18 protein-coding genes and 1 other annotated feature are annotated in these 18622 nt (G+C 39.7%); all 18 genes read right to left on the reverse strand.

Annotated elements, in window-relative coordinates:
- Positions 1–76: 76 nt before the first annotated feature.
- Positions 77–2155 (reverse strand): elongation factor G, encoded by a 2079-nt coding sequence (gene fusA, locus ACIQZG_RS17240; RefSeq protein WP_402756706.1) that lies wholly within the window; start codon positions 2153–2155, stop codon positions 77–79.
- 80 nt (positions 2156–2235) lie between these two features.
- On the reverse strand, positions 2236–2706 hold the full coding sequence (rpsG, locus tag ACIQZG_RS17245) for a 30S ribosomal protein S7 (RefSeq protein WP_402756707.1): 471 nt from the start codon (positions 2704–2706) through the stop codon (positions 2236–2238).
- 149 nt (positions 2707–2855) lie between these two features.
- Positions 2856–3275: a 30S ribosomal protein S12 gene (rpsL, locus tag ACIQZG_RS17250; protein ID WP_010860613.1), complete on the reverse strand. Its 420-nt coding sequence runs from the start codon at positions 3273–3275 to the stop codon at positions 2856–2858.
- A 15-nt stretch (positions 3276–3290) separates the two neighbouring features.
- Entirely contained in the window at positions 3291–3620 is a 330-nt protein-coding gene (locus ACIQZG_RS17255) for a ribosomal L7Ae/L30e/S12e/Gadd45 family protein (RefSeq protein ID WP_402756708.1), read from the reverse strand.
- A 148-nt stretch (positions 3621–3768) separates the two neighbouring features.
- A complete protein-coding gene (gene rpoC / locus ACIQZG_RS17260; RefSeq protein WP_402756709.1) occupies positions 3769–7455 on the reverse strand; it encodes a DNA-directed RNA polymerase subunit beta' in 3687 nt (1228 codons plus the stop codon).
- A 165-nt stretch (positions 7456–7620) separates the two neighbouring features.
- A complete protein-coding gene (gene rpoB / locus ACIQZG_RS17265) occupies positions 7621–11196 on the reverse strand; it encodes a DNA-directed RNA polymerase subunit beta (RefSeq protein WP_402756710.1) in 3576 nt (1191 codons plus the stop codon).
- A 241-nt stretch (positions 11197–11437) separates the two neighbouring features.
- Positions 11438–12040, reverse strand: coding sequence for a class I SAM-dependent methyltransferase (locus ACIQZG_RS17270; RefSeq protein WP_402756711.1), 603 nt, complete (start codon positions 12038–12040; stop codon positions 11438–11440).
- Positions 12041–12256: 216 nt separating this feature from the next.
- Complete coding sequence (rplL, locus tag ACIQZG_RS17275; RefSeq protein WP_402756712.1) at positions 12257–12616, reverse strand: 50S ribosomal protein L7/L12; 360 nt, start codon at positions 12614–12616, stop codon at positions 12257–12259.
- Between the two features lie 75 nt (positions 12617–12691).
- The gene (rplJ, locus tag ACIQZG_RS17280; RefSeq protein ID WP_402756713.1) at positions 12692–13192 is read right to left on the reverse strand and encodes a 50S ribosomal protein L10; all 501 of its coding nucleotides are present in this window, start codon (positions 13190–13192) and stop codon (positions 12692–12694) included.
- A 32-nt stretch (positions 13193–13224) separates the two neighbouring features.
- Positions 13225–13371, reverse strand: a sequence feature (ribosomal protein L10 leader region).
- 103 nt (positions 13372–13474) lie between these two features.
- Positions 13475–14173, reverse strand: a complete 699-nt coding sequence (gene rplA / locus ACIQZG_RS17285) for a 50S ribosomal protein L1 (RefSeq protein WP_402756714.1) — start codon at positions 14171–14173, stop codon at positions 13475–13477.
- A 120-nt stretch (positions 14174–14293) separates the two neighbouring features.
- Positions 14294–14719 carry a 50S ribosomal protein L11 gene (gene rplK, locus ACIQZG_RS17290; RefSeq protein ID WP_188227259.1) on the reverse strand — a complete coding sequence of 142 codons (426 nt, stop codon included), beginning with the start codon at positions 14717–14719 and terminating at the stop codon, positions 14294–14296.
- Between the two features lie 179 nt (positions 14720–14898).
- Positions 14899–15432, reverse strand: a complete 534-nt coding sequence (nusG, locus tag ACIQZG_RS17295) for a transcription termination/antitermination protein NusG (protein ID WP_402756715.1) — start codon at positions 15430–15432, stop codon at positions 14899–14901.
- Between the two features lie 326 nt (positions 15433–15758).
- Positions 15759–15944: a preprotein translocase subunit SecE gene (gene secE / locus ACIQZG_RS17300; RefSeq protein WP_402756716.1), complete on the reverse strand. Its 186-nt coding sequence runs from the start codon at positions 15942–15944 to the stop codon at positions 15759–15761.
- A gap of 48 nt (positions 15945–15992) precedes the next feature.
- Positions 15993–16139, reverse strand: a complete 147-nt coding sequence (gene rpmG, locus ACIQZG_RS17305) for a 50S ribosomal protein L33 (protein WP_402756717.1) — start codon at positions 16137–16139, stop codon at positions 15993–15995.
- A gap of 76 nt (positions 16140–16215) precedes the next feature.
- Positions 16216–16863 (reverse strand): RNA polymerase sporulation sigma factor SigH, encoded by a 648-nt coding sequence (gene sigH / locus ACIQZG_RS17310; RefSeq protein WP_402756718.1) that lies wholly within the window; start codon positions 16861–16863, stop codon positions 16216–16218.
- A gap of 68 nt (positions 16864–16931) precedes the next feature.
- On the reverse strand, positions 16932–17444 hold the full coding sequence (locus ACIQZG_RS17315) for an NYN domain-containing protein (RefSeq protein ID WP_402756719.1): 513 nt from the start codon (positions 17442–17444) through the stop codon (positions 16932–16934).
- Positions 17445–17446: 2 nt separating this feature from the next.
- Positions 17447–18199 carry a 23S rRNA (guanosine(2251)-2'-O)-methyltransferase RlmB gene (rlmB, locus tag ACIQZG_RS17320; protein WP_402756720.1) on the reverse strand — a complete coding sequence of 251 codons (753 nt, stop codon included), beginning with the start codon at positions 18197–18199 and terminating at the stop codon, positions 17447–17449.
- Entirely contained in the window at positions 18199–18618 is a 420-nt protein-coding gene (locus ACIQZG_RS17325; RefSeq protein WP_483869792.1) for a Mini-ribonuclease 3, read from the reverse strand. The genes rlmB and ACIQZG_RS17325 overlap by 1 nt, the downstream gene beginning before the upstream one ends.
- Between the last annotated feature and the right edge of the window lie 4 nt (positions 18619–18622).

Below are 18622 nucleotides of genomic sequence, written 5' to 3' on the forward strand. Positions count from 1 at the left end.
TGGCAAACGGGCCCATCCACCATCTTCAATCATAGCTTACAAAATTAGTTATACTTTATGCAAGATGAAAATTCAATTATTCACCTTTATTTTTTTTGATGATATCTTCAGCAATAGATTTTGGTACTTCTTCATAATGATCAAATGTCATTGAGAATACACCGCGACCTTGAGTTCCTGAACGTAAAGTTGTAGCATATCCGAACATTTCAGATAGTGGAACCATTGCGCGTACTACTTGTGAGTTACCACGAGCATCCATACCCTCTACGCGACCGCGACGAGCAGTAATGTTACCCATAATATCACCAAGGTACTCTTCTGGAATTACAACTTCAACTTTCATCATTGGTTCTAAGATAACTGCGTTACATTGCTTCGCAGCTTCTTTAAGAGCCATAGATGCAGCAATTTTAAACGCCATCTCATTCGAGTCAACGTCATGGTAAGAACCGAATACTAATTTCGCTTTAATGTCGATTAATGGGTATCCAGCAACTACACCGCGGTCAAGAGAGTCACGAAGACCAGCTTCTACTGCAGGAATGTATTCACGAGGTACTACACCACCAACGATAGCGTTTTCGAATTCAAAGCCTTTACCCTCTTCGTTTGGAGAGAACTCGATCGTTACGTCACCGTATTGACCGCGACCACCAGATTGACGTGTGAATTTACCTTGAACTTTTGCAGAGCCACGGAATGTCTCACGGTAAGATACCATTGGAGCACCTACGTTAGCTTCTACTTTAAATTCACGTTTCATACGGTCAACTAGGATGTCTAAGTGTAACTCACCCATACCAGAGATGATTGTTTGTCCAGTTTCTGTGTCAGTGTGCGCACGGAAAGTTGGATCTTCTTCTTGTAGTTTAGCTAATGCTTGACCCATTTTATCTTGGTCAGCTTTAGATTTTGGTTCTACAGAAAGAGAAATTACTGGCTCAGGGAATTCCATTGACTCTAAGATAACAAGGTTTTTCTCGTCACATAAAGTGTCACCAGTAGTAGTATCTTTAAGACCTACTGCTGCTGCGATATCCCCAGCGAATACTTTAGAAATCTCTTCACGAGAGTTAGCGTGCATTTGTAGGATACGACCTACGCGCTCACGTTTACCTTTAGAAGAGTTTTGTACGTATGAACCAGATTCTAATGTACCTGAATACACACGGAAGAATGTTAATTTACCTACGAACGGGTCAGTCATTACTTTGAATGCAAGAGCTGAGAATGGCTCGTCATCAGAAGAGTGACGGATGATTTCTTCTTCGCCATCAACGTCTGTACCTTTAATGTCAGGAACATCAGTTGGAGCTGGTAAGTAATCAACAGCTGCGTCTAGCATTTTACGAACACCTTTGTGTTTGAATGCTGTACCACAAAGTACTGGGTAGAATTCTACCGCGATAGTAGCTTTACGGATAGCCGCTTTTAATTCTTCTTTAGTAATTTCTTCGCCTTCTAAGTATTTCTCCATAAGATCTTCATCAACACTTGCAACAGCGTCGATTAATTTCTCACGGTACTCTTCAGCTTGTGCTTTATGAGATTCTGGAATCTCACCAACTGTTACTGCAGTACCATCTTCGTTACCGTAGAACGTAGCGTTCATTTCGATTAAGTCAATGATAGCTGAGAACTCGTCTTCAGCACCGATTGGTAATTGGATTGGGTGAGCGTTCGCTTGTAAACGATCGTGTAAAGTTCCTACAGAATATAAGAAGTCTGCACCCATTTTGTCCATTTTGTTGATGAATACAATACGAGGAACCCCGTATGTAGTAGCTTGACGCCATACTGTTTCAGTTTGAGGCTCAACACCTGATTGAGCATCTAATACTGTTACAGCACCATCAAGAACACGTAAAGAACGTTCTACTTCTACAGTGAAGTCTACGTGTCCAGGAGTATCGATAATGTTGATACGGTGACCGTTCCATTGAGCTGTTGTTGCAGCAGAAGTGATCGTGATACCACGCTCTTGCTCTTGCTCCATCCAGTCCATTTGAGAACCGCCATCATGTGTTTCACCGATTTTATGAATCTTACCAGTGTAATAAAGGATACGCTCAGTTGTTGTTGTTTTACCAGCATCAATGTGAGCCATGATCCCAATATTACGAGTATTCTCAAGTGAGAATTCGCGTTTCATAGGAAATTTCTCCTTCCATATTGGGGTAAAGACTGTATAAAAAACCTTGTGTTAGCCAATTAGCTAACACATAGGTTAAATTACCAGCGGTAGTGAGCGAATGCTTTGTTCGCTTCTGCCATTTTGTGCATATCTTCACGTTTCTTAACTGATGCACCAGTGTTGTTTGAAGCATCTAAGATTTCGTTAGCTAAACGCTCTTCCATAGTTTTTTCACCACGAAGACGAGAATAGTTAACTAGGTAACGAAGACCTAAAGTTGTACGACGTTCTGGACGTACTTCAACCGGTACTTGGTAGTTAGAACCACCAACACGGCGCGCGCGTACTTCAAGAACTGGCATTACGTTGTTTAGAGCAGCTTCGAATACTTCAATTGGATTTTCACCTGAACGTTCTTTAACGATTTCGAACGCACCGTATAAAATCTTTTGAGAAGTACCTCTTTTACCATCAACCATCATTTTATTAATTAAACGAGTTACTAGTTTTGAATTATAAATTGGATCTGGTAACACGTCACGTTTGGAAACAGGACCTTTACGAGGCATGTGTTTTCCTCCTTTCGAATAGTTATCGATTTATTTTGTTTAAATTACCTTGTTGTATTTGTCGCACAAATTTCAAATCTGCTAGCTAGATTTGAAATTCTCAACAACTACCTAAGGCTCATTATTAAGCAATGCTATATAATGTTAAATTATTTTTTTTCTTTAGGGCGTTTTGTTCCGTATTTAGAACGTGATTGTAAACGACCGTTTACACCAGCTGTATCAAGAGCTCCACGTACGATATGGTAACGAACACCCGCTAAGTCTTTTACGCGTCCGCCACGGATAAGAACAACGCTGTGCTCTTGTAAGTTGTGGCCTTCACCTGGGATATAAGCTGTAACCTCGATTTGGTTAGTTAAACGTACACGAGCGTATTTACGTAACGCTGAGTTTGGTTTACGAGGTGTCATTGTACCTACACGAGTACAAACACCACGTTTTTGTGGAGATTTAACATCAGTTAAAGATTTTTTAAATGAGTTATATCCTTTGTTTAACGCTGGTGATTTTGATTTCGTGATTTTAGATTGACGAGGCTTACGTACTAATTGGTTAATTGTAGGCATCGGTATTTCCTCCCTTCATTTATTCCTTGTTAATACCACACATCCAGGTGGTTCATTTTTTGGGTAAAAACAAAGTCTTTGTGTTTTATACACAAAAACTACTGTACAGCAATTGCAACGACTGCAGTGCCAACGTGGATCCCACAGGCATTGCCAAACTCTTTTTGATAACTTAACAAGAATAACTGGTATATCGATTTCTCTCGCGAAAGTAATGGCCAAATCAATTACCCAATTGTCTGCATTAAGTGCCATAAAAAGCTCTTTCACTGAACCAGCTCGCATTGCTTTTACTGCTTGCTTTGTACCTTTTGATTGCTTGACCAGCCTATTTTTCTTCTTCATAGGACATATATATATATCCTCCAAAGGATAGACAGTTAACTATCAACCTTCAATATATTATCATTATAGAATTCGACTGTCAACCAATATCTTAAAAAAGTCCAAAGGGACGATTCGGTAATCGACCCTTTGGCACTTATTTTGATGACTATTCAGCAGAAACTGTTTCTTCTAAATCAAGCTCATCTTTTTCAATACGGATTTGACGATAACGTTGCATACCAGTACCTGCTGGAACAAGTTTACCGATAATTACGTTTTCCTTCAGACCAAGAAGTTCATCACGTTTACCTTTAATAGCAGCATCCGTTAACACACGAGTTGTTTCTTGGAATGATGCAGCTGATAAGAATGATTCTGTTTCAAGAGAAGCTTTTGTAATACCAAGAATAACAGGACGGCAAGTTGCAGGGTTTTTGCCATTTAATACGGCATCTGCATTTGCTTCTGAGAATTGGTGGATATCTAGTAATGAACCTGGTAATAATTCTGTATCCCCAGCTTCAATTACACGTACTTTACGGAGCATTTGGCGGACCATTACCTCGATATGTTTATCTCCAATTTCTACCCCTTGCATACGGTATACTTTTTGTACTTCTTTTAACAGGTACTCTTGAACTGTTGAAACGTCTTTTACTTTTAATAATTGTTTTGGATCAATAGAACCTTCTGTTAATACTTGACCACGCTCTACAAAGTCGCCTTCTTGTACTTTCAGACGAGCGTTGTAAGGTGCTGGGTATTTACGCGTTTCTACTTCACCTTCAATTGTAATTTCTTTTAGTCCTTCACGGATTTCAGTGATGTCTGAAACAGTACCTGCGATATCAGAAATAACTGATTGACCTTTAGGATTACGTGCTTCAAAGATCTCTTGGATACGTGGAAGACCTTGTGTAATATCATCCCCAGCAACCCCACCTGTATGGAATGTACGCATTGTTAATTGTGTACCTGGTTCACCGATTGATTGAGCCGCAATAATACCTACTGCTTCTCCAACTTCAACCTCTTCACCTGTTGCTAAGTTCATGCCGTAACATTTTTTACATACGCCATGTTTTGTATTACATGTAAATGCCGAACGGATTGTTACTTCTTCAAAGCCTAACTCTATAATCGTACGAGCGATATCTTGGTCGATTAATCCATCTTTCGCCAAAATTACTTTGCCTGTTTCTGGATGGTAAATTGTCTTCTTCGTATGACGACCAATGATACGTTCGTCTAACTGTTCAATTACTTCAGAACCTTCCAATAACGCACCAATTGTTAAACCGCGGTCTGTTCCACAATCATCTTCACGTACGATAACATCTTGTGCTACGTCAACAAGACGACGTGTTAAGTAACCTGAATCGGCAGTTTTAAGAGCTGTATCGGCAAGACCTTTACGAGCACCATGGGTAGAGATGAAGTATTCCAATACTGTTAAACCTTCACGGAATGAAGATTTGATAGGAAGTTCAATGATACGACCAGCCGGGTTGGCCATCAGACCACGCATACCCGCAAGCTGAGTAAAGTTGGACGCGTTACCACGGGCACCAGAATCACTCATCATGAAGATTGGGTTGGTTTTCTCAAGAGATTTCATCAGTTTTGCTTGGATCTCATCTTTTGCAACACTCCAACTTGAGATAACACGATCATAACGCTCTTCTTCTGTGATGAAACCACGACGGAATTGCGCTTGAACTTTATCTACTTTGTCTTGTGCTATTTCTAAGATTTCACCTTTATCCGGTAATACCACGATGTCAGATACACCAACAGTGATACCAGCTTTAGTTGAATATTTAAAACCTAGGTTTTTCATGCGGTCAAGCATTTTAGACGTTTCAGTAATATGGAAACGTTTGAATACTTCAGCAATGATGTTCCCTAAGAACTTTTTGCGGAATGGGTTTACAACTGGCGCTGATGCAAAGTATTTGCGAAGGACAGCTGAACGTTGTGCCTCTACTTTTTCTTTCTCATCAAGGTCATTGTAAGCTGCATCAGCTTCAAGTTCTTTTAATGTTTCTTCATCAATTGTTAAATTAACAAAGTATTTCGCTGGTGTTTCTTGCTCTAAATTGAAATCAGTCGGCTCGTTAATGTACGGGAATGATTCTGGCAAGATTTCGTTAAAGATTACTTTACCAACAGTTGTTAATAAGAATTTGTTATTTTGTTCTTCAGTAAATGTTTCGTTTTGTAACGAACCTGCTTTAATCGCAATACGTGTATGCAGGTGAACATGACCTGTTTGGTAAGCGATTAACACTTCATTTGGACCGTAGAAGATTGTACCTTCACCGCGAACACCTTCACGCTCAAGTGTTAGGTAATAGTTACCTAATACCATATCTTGAGATGGTGTTACTACCGGTTTACCATCTTTCGGGTTCAGGATGTTTTGTGCAGCAAGCATTAGTAATCGTGCTTCAGCTTGCGCTTCTGCTGATAGTGGTACGTGAACCGCCATTTGGTCACCATCGAAGTCAGCGTTATAAGCTGTACACACTAATGGGTGGAGACGAATTGCACGACCTTCAACTAATGTTGGTTCGAATGCTTGGATACCAAGACGGTGAAGCGTCGGTGCACGGTTAAGTAATACCGGATGCTCACGGATAACGTCTTCTAAAACGTCCCATACATCGTTGTTTAAACGCTCAATTTTACGTTTAGCCGATTTAATGTTATGTGCAAGACCACGTTCTACTAACTCTTTCATAACGAAAGGTTTAAATAGTTCGATAGCCATTTCTTTCGGCAGACCACATTGATACATTTTTAAGTTTGGACCTACTACGATAACCGAACGACCAGAGTAGTCAACACGTTTACCAAGCAAGTTTTGACGGAATCGACCTTGTTTACCTTTCAGCATATGTGAAAGTGATTTTAAAGGACGGTTACCAGGACCAGTTACTGGACGACCACGACGACCATTATCGATTAAAGCATCTACAGCTTCTTGTAACATACGTTTTTCGTTTTGTACGATGATGCTTGGAGCCCCAAGGTCTAATAAACGTTTTAAACGGTTGTTACGGTTAATAACACGACGGTATAGATCGTTTAAGTCAGATGTTGCAAAACGACCACCATCTAATTGCACCATTGGACGAAGCTCTGGTGGAATTACCGGTAATACATCTAAAATCATCCACTCTGGCATATTGCCTGAGTTACGGAATGATTCTACAACTTCAAGACGTTTAATCGCACGAGTACGACGTTGACCTTGTGCAGTTTTTAACTCTTCTTTTAAAGAGTGTGTTTCATCTTCAAGATCAATTTTGCTAAGAAGCTTTTTAATCGCTTCTGCACCCATAGCTGCTTCAAAGCCAGTACCGAACTTTTCACGGTATGCGCGGTATTCTTTTTCTGAAAGAAGTTGTTTGCTTTCTAAATTCGTTGCACCTGGTTCGATAACAACATAAGAAGCAAAGTAAATAACTTCTTCTAAAGCACGTGGAGACATATCTAGGATAAGACCCATACGGCTAGGAATACCTTTGAAGTACCAGATATGAGAAACTGGTGCTGCTAATTCGATGTGACCCATACGTTCACGACGAACTTTCGCGCGTGTTACTTCAACGCCACAACGGTCACAAACTACACCTTTATAGCGTACGCGTTTGTATTTACCACAGTGACATTCCCAGTCTTTTGTTGGACCGAAAATACGTTCACAGAATAAACCATCTTTTTCTGGTTTTAGTGTACGGTAGTTGATTGTTTCAGGTTTTTTGACTTCACCATAAGACCAAGAGCGAATCTTGTCTGGAGAAGCTAAACCAATTTTCATATATTCAAATTCATTAACGTCTATCAAGGAGCCTACCTCCCTTTAGTATAGGTCTTTAAAAAGACTCTTTTACGCAGCTCGACAATCGTTTGCAAAAAATGTACTTCTTTGACAAAAGATTAAAATAGTTATTCATTAAAAAAGAAAAAGTCGGACAGGGCATTAAATCCTGCCCGACTGATTTGAAATTAATTATTCAAATGACTCTACTGGCTCTTCTTCTTTATCTACATTTGGTGCAATGTTAAGAGCATCAGCTGGCTGAAGATCTTCTTCTTCGTCTAAATCACGAAGCTCTACTTCTTCATCATTGATTGTTAACATTTTTACATCCATACCTAGAGATTGAAGTTCTTTAATCAATACTTTGAATGATTCTGGAACGCCTGGCTCTGGTACACTTTCACCTTTAACGATGGCTTCGTATGTTTTCACACGACCTACCACGTCATCGGATTTTACTGTTAAGATTTCTTGAAGAGTGTATGCAGCACCATATGCTTCAAGTGCCCATACTTCCATCTCACCGAAACGTTGTCCACCGAACTGTGCTTTACCGCCCAGTGGTTGTTGTGTAACAAGTGAGTAAGGACCAGTTGAACGTGCATGAAGTTTATCGTCAACCATGTGGGCAAGTTTGATCATGTACATGATCCCAACTGATACACGGTTATCGAATGGCTCACCTGAACGTCCATCATACAGGATTGTTTTACCGTCACGGTTCATCCCTGCTTCTTCCATTGTCTCCCAAACGTCTTCTTCATTGGCACCATCGAATACTGGTGTTGCCATATGAATACCTAAATAACGAGAAGCCATACCTAAGTGTAGCTCTAAAACTTGTCCGATATTCATACGAGAAGGTACGCCAAGTGGATTTAACATGATATCAACAGGAGTACCATCTGGCATGTATGGCATATCCTCTTCCGGTAAAATACGAGAGATAACACCTTTGTTACCATGTCGTCCGGCCATTTTGTCCCCAACGCGAATTTTACGTTTTTGGACAATATAAGCACGAACTAATTGGTTAACACCTGGTGGTAATTCATCGCCATCTTCACGGTTGAATACTTTAACATCAAGCACTATACCACCTGCACCATGAGGCACACGTAATGATGTATCGCGAACTTCACGGGCTTTTTCACCGAAGATTGCGTGTAACAGGCGTTCTTCAGCTGTTAGTTCCGTAACCCCTTTAGGCGTAACTTTACCAACAAGAATATCACCGTCACGTACTTCCGCACCGATACGGATAATACCGCGTTCGTCTAAGTTACGAAGTGCATCTTCCCCAACGTTTGGAATATCACGCGTAATTTCTTCAGGTCCTAATTTCGTATCACGAGACTCAGATTCATATTCTTCGATATGAACAGATGTATATACATCGTCTTTTACAAGGCGTTCGCTCATGATTACAGCATCTTCATAGTTATAGCCATCCCAAGTCATGAATGCAACAAGTACGTTACGACCAAGTGCAAGCTCACCACGTTCCATAGAAGGACCGTCTGCTAAAATATCACGAGGTTTTACACGTTCGCCAACATTCACAAGCGGGCGTTGGTTGTATGAAGTACCTTGGTTTGAACGAATAAATTTCTGTAACTTATATTTCGTTAAATCGCCTTTAACTTCTTTACCATCAACAGTTTCAATGCGGCGAACGTGGATAGAGCGTGCTTCAACATGCTCTACGATACCATCGTATTTCGCTATAACTGCTGCACCTGAGTCACGCGCATCTACGTGTTCCATACCAGTACCAACGAATGGTGCTTCTGGATTTAAAAGAGGAACCGCTTGACGTTGCATGTTGGCACCCATAAGTGCACGGTTAGAGTCATCGTTTTCTAAGAACGGAATACAAGCTGTCGCAGCAGATACTACCTGTTTAGGAGATACATCCATGTAGTCAATTTGCGATTTGTTGAACACAGTATTATCTCCACGGAAACGACCTACGATTACATCCTTCGTAAATGTACCATCTGGATTTAATAGTGAGTTCGCTTGTGCTACGTAGTAGTTATCTTCTTCATCAGCTGTTAAATAATCAATTTGGTCTGTAACTTTACCAGTTTCATGATCGATACGACGATAAGGTGTCTCGATGAAACCAAATTTATTTACTTTTGCAAATGAAGATAATGAGTTAATTAAACCGATGTTCGGACCCTCTGGCGTTTCAATCGGACACATACGACCGTAGTGAGAATAGTGAACGTCACGTACTTCGAAACCAGCACGCTCACGCGTTAAACCACCAGGTCCTAATGCAGATAGACGACGTTTATGCGTCAATTCAGCTAATGGGTTTGTTTGGTCCATGAATTGAGATAATTGAGAGCTACCGAAGAACTCTTTAATTGAAGCAATTACAGGACGAATGTTAATCAATTGTTGTGGCACGATAGAAGCTGTGTCGTTAATAGACATACGTTCACGCACTACACGTTCCATACGAGATAAACCGATACGGAATTGATTTTGTAATAACTCACCAACAGAACGCAGACGACGGTTACCTAAGTGGTCAATGTCATCTGTTGCTCCTACTTGGTAAAGTAGATTGAAGAAGTAACTTACTGATGATAAAACGTCAGCAGGTGTAATGTTTTTCACTTCTTCATCAATGTAAGCATTACTGATTACATTAATTTCTTTTTGTGCTTCATCTTTTGGTGCATAGATTTTAATAGATTGGATTGTTACATCATCTTCAAGTACACCACCAACTTGTGATAAAGTGCGGAAACCAATACCTTTAGAAGTATCCTCTAGGTAAGGTAAGATTCTGTCTAGTGTACGACGATCAAGAACTGTGTCTTTTTCTACTAAAATTTCGCCTGTCTCTGGATCTACAAGCGTTTCTGCAATCGTTTGGTTGAATAAACGGTTTTTAATATGAAGCTTTTTATTCATTTTGTAGCGACCAACATTCGCTAAATCATAGCGTTTCGCATCAAAGAAACGAGAATATAATAAACTCTTCGCACTTTCAACTGTTGGTGGCTCACCTGGACGTAAACGTTCATAGATTTCTAAAAGTGCTTTCTCAGTGCTTTCAGAGTTATCTTTTTCTAACGTATTACGTAAATATTCATTGTCACCGATAATATCGATAATTTCTTGGTCTGAACCGAAACCTAAAGCGCGTAGTAACACTGTTACTGGTAATTTACGTGTACGGTCAATACGTACATACACGACATCCTTCGCGTCAGTTTCATATTCTAACCAAGCACCACGGTTCGGAATTACTGTCGCACCGAAGCCTTTTTTACCGTTCTTGTCAGTTTTATCATGGAAATACACACTTGGTGAACGAACTAATTGTGAAACGATAACGCGCTCAGCACCGTTGATGATGAACGTTCCTGTTTCAGTCATTAATGGGAAGTCACCCATGAATACATCTTGTTCTTTCACTTCGTCAGTTTCTTTGTTATGAAGACGTACTTTCACGCGTAATGGAGCTGCGTAAGTTACATCTCGCTCTTTACACTCATCTACATCATACTTAGGATCACCTAACGTATAATCGATGAATTCTAATGAAAGATTACCTGTAAAGTCCTCGATCGGCGAAATGTCACGGAACATTTCACGTAAACCTTCTTCAAGGAACCACTCGTAAGACGCCGTTTGAATCTCAATCAGATTTGGAAGCTCAAGCACCTCTTTAATACGCGCAAAGCTTCTACGCTGGCGGTGTTGTCCGTACTGAACTAGTTGACCTGTCAACTCATTCACCCCTCAATAAAGCGATATTAGGTCTTTGCAAAACCACACAAATAGTGTATGATTCCGAAAGACAAAAAGAAAACGAGTCTTCAAAAAGATCTCATTTTCGGTTAACTAAACTTATCTTGGCAAGTATACCCAACTAAAAACATTCATATACAAAAGGGCATACGACCTCAAAATAATATTTTTGCATTGTATCATATTATCATAGCCGATTTGTCAAGTCAATATTTTATACATATTTCATTTATTTTTTCGCACGTACTATCCAGTACCCTTTTTTCTTTTCTACAACATCGACTTCTGAAAATTTTTCTTCTAAGTAACTTACCGTTGATGGAGCACCTTGCTTTTTCTGAATAACAACCCATAACTCTCCCGATGCCACTAACTTCTCATATGCGCCATCATAGAAACGGAAAATTGTTTCCTTCCCCGCCCGAATTGGCGGATTGGTTAAAATAGCAGCAGCGTTCGCTTCATCATCAACACTCGATAGTCCATCACTAACAAATATTCGTACATTTTGAACACCGTTCACTTGCGCATTTTTTTGCGAAAGTGCAACCGCTCGTTCATTAATATCCATCATAAAAACAGTACGTTCTGGATTTGCTTTGGCAATTGACAAACCAATCGGTCCATAGCCACAACCCACATCAAAAATCGCACCTTCAACTTCAGGCATTTCAAACGTATCAATTAACACACGGGATCCAAAATCTACTTCGCTTTTACTAAATACACCTGCATCTGTTTCAAATGAAAACGTATGCCCAAGCAACTTGAATGTCCAATGACGTGGCTTACTCTCAGTTTGAGGCTTGCTTGAATAATAATGTTCTGACACCCTTTACGCCTCCTCATATAGAAAAGAACTAAAGCATACATCCACGCTAAACGTATGTTAAGGCTCTCTTCCCCAAACCTTCCCGAAGAAGAAAAACAACTGCACGCATGGCAACGCCTAAGTCTCGATACAGAAATAAGTTTACTTCCCTATCTTAAATGAAGAAAAAGCTCGCCACAAATGACGAGCTTCCCTTTGTATAAAAGTAATTAGAAATTACTTAACTTCTACAGATGCGCCAACTTCTTCAAGTTTAGCTTTGATGCCTTCAGCTTCATCTTTAGAAACGCCTTCTTTAAGAGCTTTAGGAGCGTTGTCTACAACTTCTTTAGCTTCTTTAAGACCTAAACCAGTGATTTCACGCACTGCTTTGATTACTTTGATTTTTTCTGCACCAGCAGAAGCTAATACTACATCAAATTCAGTTTTTTCTTCAGCTGCAGCAGCACCGCCAGCAACTACTGCTACTGGAGCAGCAGCTGTTACACCGAATTCTTCTTCGATAGCTTTTACTAAATCGTTTAATTCTAGAACTGTCATAGCTTTGATAGCTTCTAAGATTTGCTCTTTGTTCATTATAATTTCCTCCTAATTGGATAATTGTTTTTGTTTTTTTGCGGTCAAGCCGCAGAAGTTATGCTACGTAAGTAATTACGCGCCTTGTTCTTCTTTTTGTTCTGCAACAGCTTTTGTTGCAAGAGCGAAGTTGCGCACTGGAGCTTGAAGTACAGATAAAAGCATTGAAAGAAGACCTTCGCGTGATGGAAGTTCTGCAAGTGCTTTAACATCTTCAACAGATGCGATTGTACCTTCGATAATACCAGCTTTAATTTCTAAAGCTTCGTTTTTCTTAGCGAACTCGTTGATGATTTTAGCAGGAGCTACAACATCTTCTGTTGAGAACGCAACTGCGTTAGGACCAGTTAATACTTCGTTGATTCCTTCAACGCCTGCAGCTTCAGCAGCACGACGAGTTAAAGTGTTTTTGTAAACTTTGAACTCAACGCCAGCTTCACGAAGTTGCTTACGAAGTTCAGTCACTTGTGCAACATTAAGACCACGATAATCCACAACTACTACAGAAGCAGCATTTTGGAATTTTTCAGTGATTTCTTGTACTTGTGATTGTTTGTTTTCGATTGCTTTGTTCATGATGACACCTCCTATTAGAATGGGTCATTTATACCGACAAAAGAAAAGCCTCTGGGTCATATAGACACAGAGGCTGAAAGTCATCATCTTTAAAATAAGAATCCGAATTCCGATGTCCTCGGTAGGATCATTAAGTGACAAGTCACTCCTACTGTCTACGGTACAAATGGATGATTCACAACAGCATCCATCTTACCAAAGATACGGATTGCTGTCAACCGTTATATATCAAATATTATTCATCCGTGCTCAAAAGCAAAGATTGAATAAATATCGAAGATATTATTTTACTACTACGCTAGAAGCATCGATTTTTACAGCCGGACCCATTGTAGATGTAACATTCACAGATTTCATGTAAGTACCTTTAGCTGCAGCAGGTTTTGCTTTTTGAACAACGTCAAATACAGTTAAGAAGTTTTCTACAAGTTTTTCTGTAGAGAATGAAACTTTACCAATTGGAGCGTGGATGATACCAGCTTTGTCAGCACGGTATTCAACTTTACCAGCTTTGATCTCTTCGATAGCTTTAGTAACATCGAAAGTAACTGTTCCAGTTTTAGGGTTTGGCATTAAACCTTTAGGTCCTAATACGCGACCAAGTTTACCAACTTCACCCATCATGTCAGGAGTTGCTACGATTACATCGAAGTCAAACCAACCTTGTTGGATTTTTTGGATGTACTCTGCATCGCCTACATAATCAGCACCAGCTGCTTCAGCTTCTTTAAGTTTTTCACCTTTAGCGAATACTAATACGCGTTGAGTTTTACCAGTACCGTTTGGAAGTACTACTGCTCCACGGATTTGTTGGTCGTTCTTACGAGTATCGATTCCTAAACGGAAAGCAACTTCTACAGTAGCGTCGAAGTTTACTGTGCTAGTTTTTTGAGCAAGTTCGATTGCTTCTTGTGCACCGTATACTAAGTTACGGTCGATTAATTTTGCTGCATCTTGCAGTTTTTTACCTTTTTTAGCCATTATAAAATTCCTCCTTGATTGTGGTTATAGCGGATTTTACCTCCCACGAATAAAGGTTGCGCGTTCACAAAGAAACTCCGCAACCTTCCAAAAAACAAATACATCATCAAGTAAATGGGATTAGTCTTCGATAACAATACCCATGCTTCGTGCAGTACCTTCAACCATTAACATAGCAGCTTCAACTGAAGCAGCGTTAAGGTCTGGCATTTTTTGTTCAGCGATTTCGCGAACTTTATCACGTTTAACCGTTGCAACTTTATTACGGTTTGGTTCACCAGATCCAGATTGGATACCAGCTGCTACTTTAAGTAATACTGCTGCAGGTGGAGTTTTCGTAATGAAAGTGAATGAACGGTCCTCAAATACTGAAATTTCAACCGGAATAATAAGACCAGCTTGATCAGCAGTACGCGCATTGAATTCTTTACAGAATCCCATGATGTTCACACCCGCTTGACCTAATGCAGGACCAACCGGTGGTGCTGGGTTTGCTTTACCAGCAGGAATTTGAAGTTTTACAACTTTAATAACTTTTTTAGCCACGAGACACACCTCCTTAAGTCCGTGATGTGGTAATTGGGTTGCCCCTCCCACTCAATATCTGTCTGTCAGCTAATTGCCGATAACATTAAAATTATCATTGTAGACGCCAAATAAAAGTATGACGGTCTGACCTATGAAATGATACCACTTTTAATTTCGTTAGGCAAGTAGTAATCTTTTTATAGTTTTTTGATTTGTTCGAAATCTAGTTCCATTTTCGTTTCGCGACCGAACATATCAACCGTTACTTTCAATTTTCCTTTTTCTGTGTCAATCTCGTCAACACGTCCTTGGAAGTGTGCAAATGGTCCTTCTAATACCTCTACTACTTCACCTACAGTAATATCCATCTCATAAACTTTTTCAGTCATGCCCATTTGCTGTAACAAACGATCCGCTTCTTCAGGTAATAGAGGCGTAGGTTTTGCACCGCCACCTGACGAACCGATAAACCCAGTTACACCCGGTGTGTTACGCACAACATACCAAGAGTCATCTGTCATGATTAGTTCTACTAATACATAACCAGGGAAAACTTTACGCATCATTGTACGTTTTTTTCCATCTTTCATTTCTGTTTCTTCGTGTTCTGGAACGATAACACGGAAGATTTTATCTTGCATCCCCATTGTCTCAACACGTTTCTCTAGGTTTGCTTTTACACGGTTCTCATACCCTGAATACGTATGAACAACATACCAATTTTTCTCCATAATAAATAGGACTACTCGTCCGTCCCTCCCTTACAATTAAAAGTGAAAATCATCATCGATATGCAAAATTATATATATCTTAACTTTTTCACGGATTTCTACACAAAAAACATAGCCTTCACCAATAGTCGAGAAAGGAAACTCAACGACTCTCCACTACAAAACGGACAGTCATCAATAAACACGTTTCATTCACGTTACTAAAAGGTAGGATGCTCATCATAATGAAAATATTTTACAGCTATTTCCGTTATAAAACAAACGAAAAAACCCGTTATTAGAATGGACGGGCTATTTTCAAAAGTATTAACATTCATTTCATTAAATTACAGCTCTAAATACCAACGGAATAATTTCGAAATACCTAAATCTACTAACACAAAAAATAAAGCCATGATTACTACAGTTGAAATAACAACCACTGTATATTTCGTCAGTTCTTTACTTTTTGGCCAGCTTGTTTTGCGCATTTCTGACATTACATCGCTGAAAAAGTTTTTAATCTTTCCCATTCTAGCCTAACCTCCGAATAAATCATCTCTGTTCTATTTACAAATCATTTATAACGTTTGTTTGTGCACTGTATGTTCATTGCAGTGTGAGCAAAATTTCTTTAATTCGAGGCGTACAGTTGATCCTTCCTTTGCTGGAAGTGTGTAATTTCTCGAGCCACATTTCTCACAACTTAGCGCGACTTTCTTTGCCATTTAATCACCTTTTCGGCAGTTTGTCCTTTAAAGACTAACACCTAAAATTCTCGATGTCAACAAGCGCCAACACTGCTTAAGACATTTCCTCAAACACCAAGTGACGCTCTAATTTCCTCTTTACTCGCTGTAAAGCATTATCAATTGATTTCACATGACGATTTAATTCTTCTGAAATCTCATGGTAAGATTGTCCATCTAGATAGAGCGCCAACACCTGCAATTCAAGTTCGCTTAAAATTTCACTCATTTTTTCTTCTAAATAACCAAATTCTTCTCTATGAATCATTAACTCTTCGGGATCATCCATAATGGCCCCTGTTAATACATCCATAAGTGTACGGTCGGATTCTTCATCAAAAATTGGCTTATCTAAAGAAACATATGAATTCAATGGAATATGCTTTTGCCTTGTCGCAGTCTTAATCGCCGTAATAATTTGTCTTGTAATACACAGCTCTGCAAACGCACGAAAAGACGATAGCTTGTCCCCTTTAAAGTCACGTATCGCTTTATACAATCCAATCATGCCCTCTTGCACTATATCTTCCTTATCAGCACCAATTAAAAAGTACGACCTTGCTTTTGCTCTAACCAACAAGCGATATTTCGTAATTAAAAAATCTAAGGCATCTGTATTACCTTGATGCACCATTTCAATAAGTTCTTCATCATTGAATCGTTCAAAATCTTGTATCGCTCGTACATTACTATTTTTAAACATGGTATCACCTCAGCTACGACAGATAATTAGGAACAGTATAACGGAATTGGAAAATATGCGTCAATCATTCACTTTAAATCACGACGCCACTTTTCAAAGGCAATCGCTACATCTGGCTTTAACTCAATCCTGGACGGGGGCTTACTATCTTGTTTTCGTTTTACATCATGCGAAATTTTATGTTGAATAATACCCATATCAATTTCTAGTTCTCTTGCTGATTTGCGCAGAGCACCATTACCAAAAATCACACTTTGCTCTGCCATATCAGAAGTTGCTACATGTATTTGTACCTGTCTACTTTTTAAATCATGCGTCATCTTTTCAATCCGCTCATCTGCTGTCTCATTTTTTCGTGTATAAATAATTTCTACACCATTTTCTATATAAGATTGCTCTACTCCCGGCGCGAGATGTGCATCAAATACGACGATGACACGCCATCCCATCGCCGCTTTATACTCAGCCATAAGCTCAATTAACCGTTTACGCGCGTCCTCAAAGTTCGAATCACGCAGCGGACGTAGCTCATTCCAAGCGCCAATCATATTATAGCCATCAACAAGCAAAATGTTCTTCATACTTATTTGATCGCTTCTTGACGTTTACGATACACTTCGTACATTAAGAGGGCGGCAGCCACAGAAGCATTCAACGAATTCACATGCCCAACCATTGGTAAGTGATAGAGGAAATCACACTTTTCTTTTAACAGACGGCTCATCCCCTTACCTTCGCTACCAATAATAATAGCTAGTGGTAATGTTGCGTCCATTTTACGGTAATCGGCTGATCCTTTTGCATCTGTACCCGCAATCCAAACACCACGCTCTTTTAATTCATCGACAACTTGCGCCAAATTATTAACGCGCACAACAGGTACATGTTCAATTGCACCTGTTGAGGCTTTCGCTACAACAGCTGTCAAACTGACAGAACGGCGCTTTGGAATAATAATGCCGTGTGCCCCAATCGCATCTGCAGTTCGCATAATAGAACCTAGGTTATGAGGGTCTTCAAGTTCATCTAAAATTAAAAAGAACGGATCCTCTTGTTTTTTTTGCGCTACTGCGAATAAATCATCTATCTCTGCATAACTATATGCTGCAACAGAGGCAACAATTCCTTGATGATTGGCATCTGAAAGCTGATCGACCTTTTTTTTCGGAACAAATTGTACAATAATACCGCGTTCACGCGCTAGATCAAGTAGTTCGTTGACACCTGATTTTTTTACACCTTCTGCAATCCATACTTTATTCATATCGCGGCCTGAACGAAGCGCTTCTAACACTGGGTTTTTACCGGCAATAATTTCACCATTCTGTTCTACCATTATTTTGACACTCCTTTTGATTCCTCGATTATCTGAATAGCATATGCAATAATTTCATATACACGCTCAAGCTCATTTAGTAAATACAGACTTCCAAGTACCGCCTCGAAGCCCGAGCTATTGCGGTACGTTCTAACATCCGTATTTTTAGGAACAGAGCCAGATTTGGCATTGCGTCCACGACGGAACACAGCCAACTCTTCCTCTGTTAGAAAATTCTCATCCATCATACGATGCACAATCATAGACTGTGCTTTCGCTGATACATAGTGTGTCGCTTCTTTATGCAGCGTATTCGGTTTTACACGCCCAGCACGTAGTAAATACTCACGTACTTTTTGTTCTAAAACCGCATCACCCATATAAGCAAGCGCTAAAGCATTTAGTTGTTTTACATCTTCATTTCGGAGTTTATCCAAATCA

The sequence above is a fragment of the Lysinibacillus sp. NPDC096418 genome, from assembly GCF_044762775.1.
Lineage (GTDB): Bacteria > Bacillota > Bacilli > Bacillales_A > Planococcaceae > Lysinibacillus.

What these genes read in the sequence shown, in the direction of transcription:
- rplJ (WP_402756713.1), bottom strand. Translation starts at nt 13,192, where the DNA reads ATGAACAAAGCAATCGAAAACAAACAATCACAAGTACAAGAAATCACT.
- secE (WP_402756716.1), bottom strand. Translation starts at nt 15,944, where the DNA reads ATGGGAAAGATTAAAAACTTTTTCAGCGATGTAATGTCAGAAATGCGC.
- fusA (WP_402756706.1), bottom strand. Translation starts at nt 2,155, where the DNA reads ATGAAACGCGAATTCTCACTTGAGAATACTCGTAATATTGGGATCATG.
- rplA (WP_402756714.1), bottom strand. Translation starts at nt 14,173, where the DNA reads ATGGCTAAAAAAGGTAAAAAACTGCAAGATGCAGCAAAATTAATCGAC.
- rpmG (WP_402756717.1), bottom strand. Translation starts at nt 16,139, where the DNA reads ATGGCAAAGAAAGTCGCGCTAAGTTGTGAGAAATGTGGCTCGAGAAAT.
- rlmB (WP_402756720.1), bottom strand. Translation starts at nt 18,199, where the DNA reads ATGGTAGAACAGAATGGTGAAATTATTGCCGGTAAAAACCCAGTGTTA.
- sigH (WP_402756718.1), bottom strand. Translation starts at nt 16,863, where the DNA reads ATGTTTAAAAATAGTAATGTACGAGCGATACAAGATTTTGAACGATTC.
- nusG (WP_402756715.1), bottom strand. Translation starts at nt 15,432, where the DNA reads ATGGAGAAAAATTGGTATGTTGTTCATACGTATTCAGGGTATGAGAAC.
- ACIQZG_RS17255 (WP_402756708.1), bottom strand. Translation starts at nt 3,620, where the DNA reads ATGAAGAAGAAAAATAGGCTGGTCAAGCAATCAAAAGGTACAAAGCAA.
- rplL (WP_402756712.1), bottom strand. Translation starts at nt 12,616, where the DNA reads ATGAACAAAGAGCAAATCTTAGAAGCTATCAAAGCTATGACAGTTCTA.
- rpsL (WP_010860613.1), bottom strand. Translation starts at nt 3,275, where the DNA reads ATGCCTACAATTAACCAATTAGTACGTAAGCCTCGTCAATCTAAAATC.
- rpsG (WP_402756707.1), bottom strand. Translation starts at nt 2,706, where the DNA reads ATGCCTCGTAAAGGTCCTGTTTCCAAACGTGACGTGTTACCAGATCCA.
- ACIQZG_RS17315 (WP_402756719.1), bottom strand. Translation starts at nt 17,444, where the DNA reads ATGAAGAACATTTTGCTTGTTGATGGCTATAATATGATTGGCGCTTGG.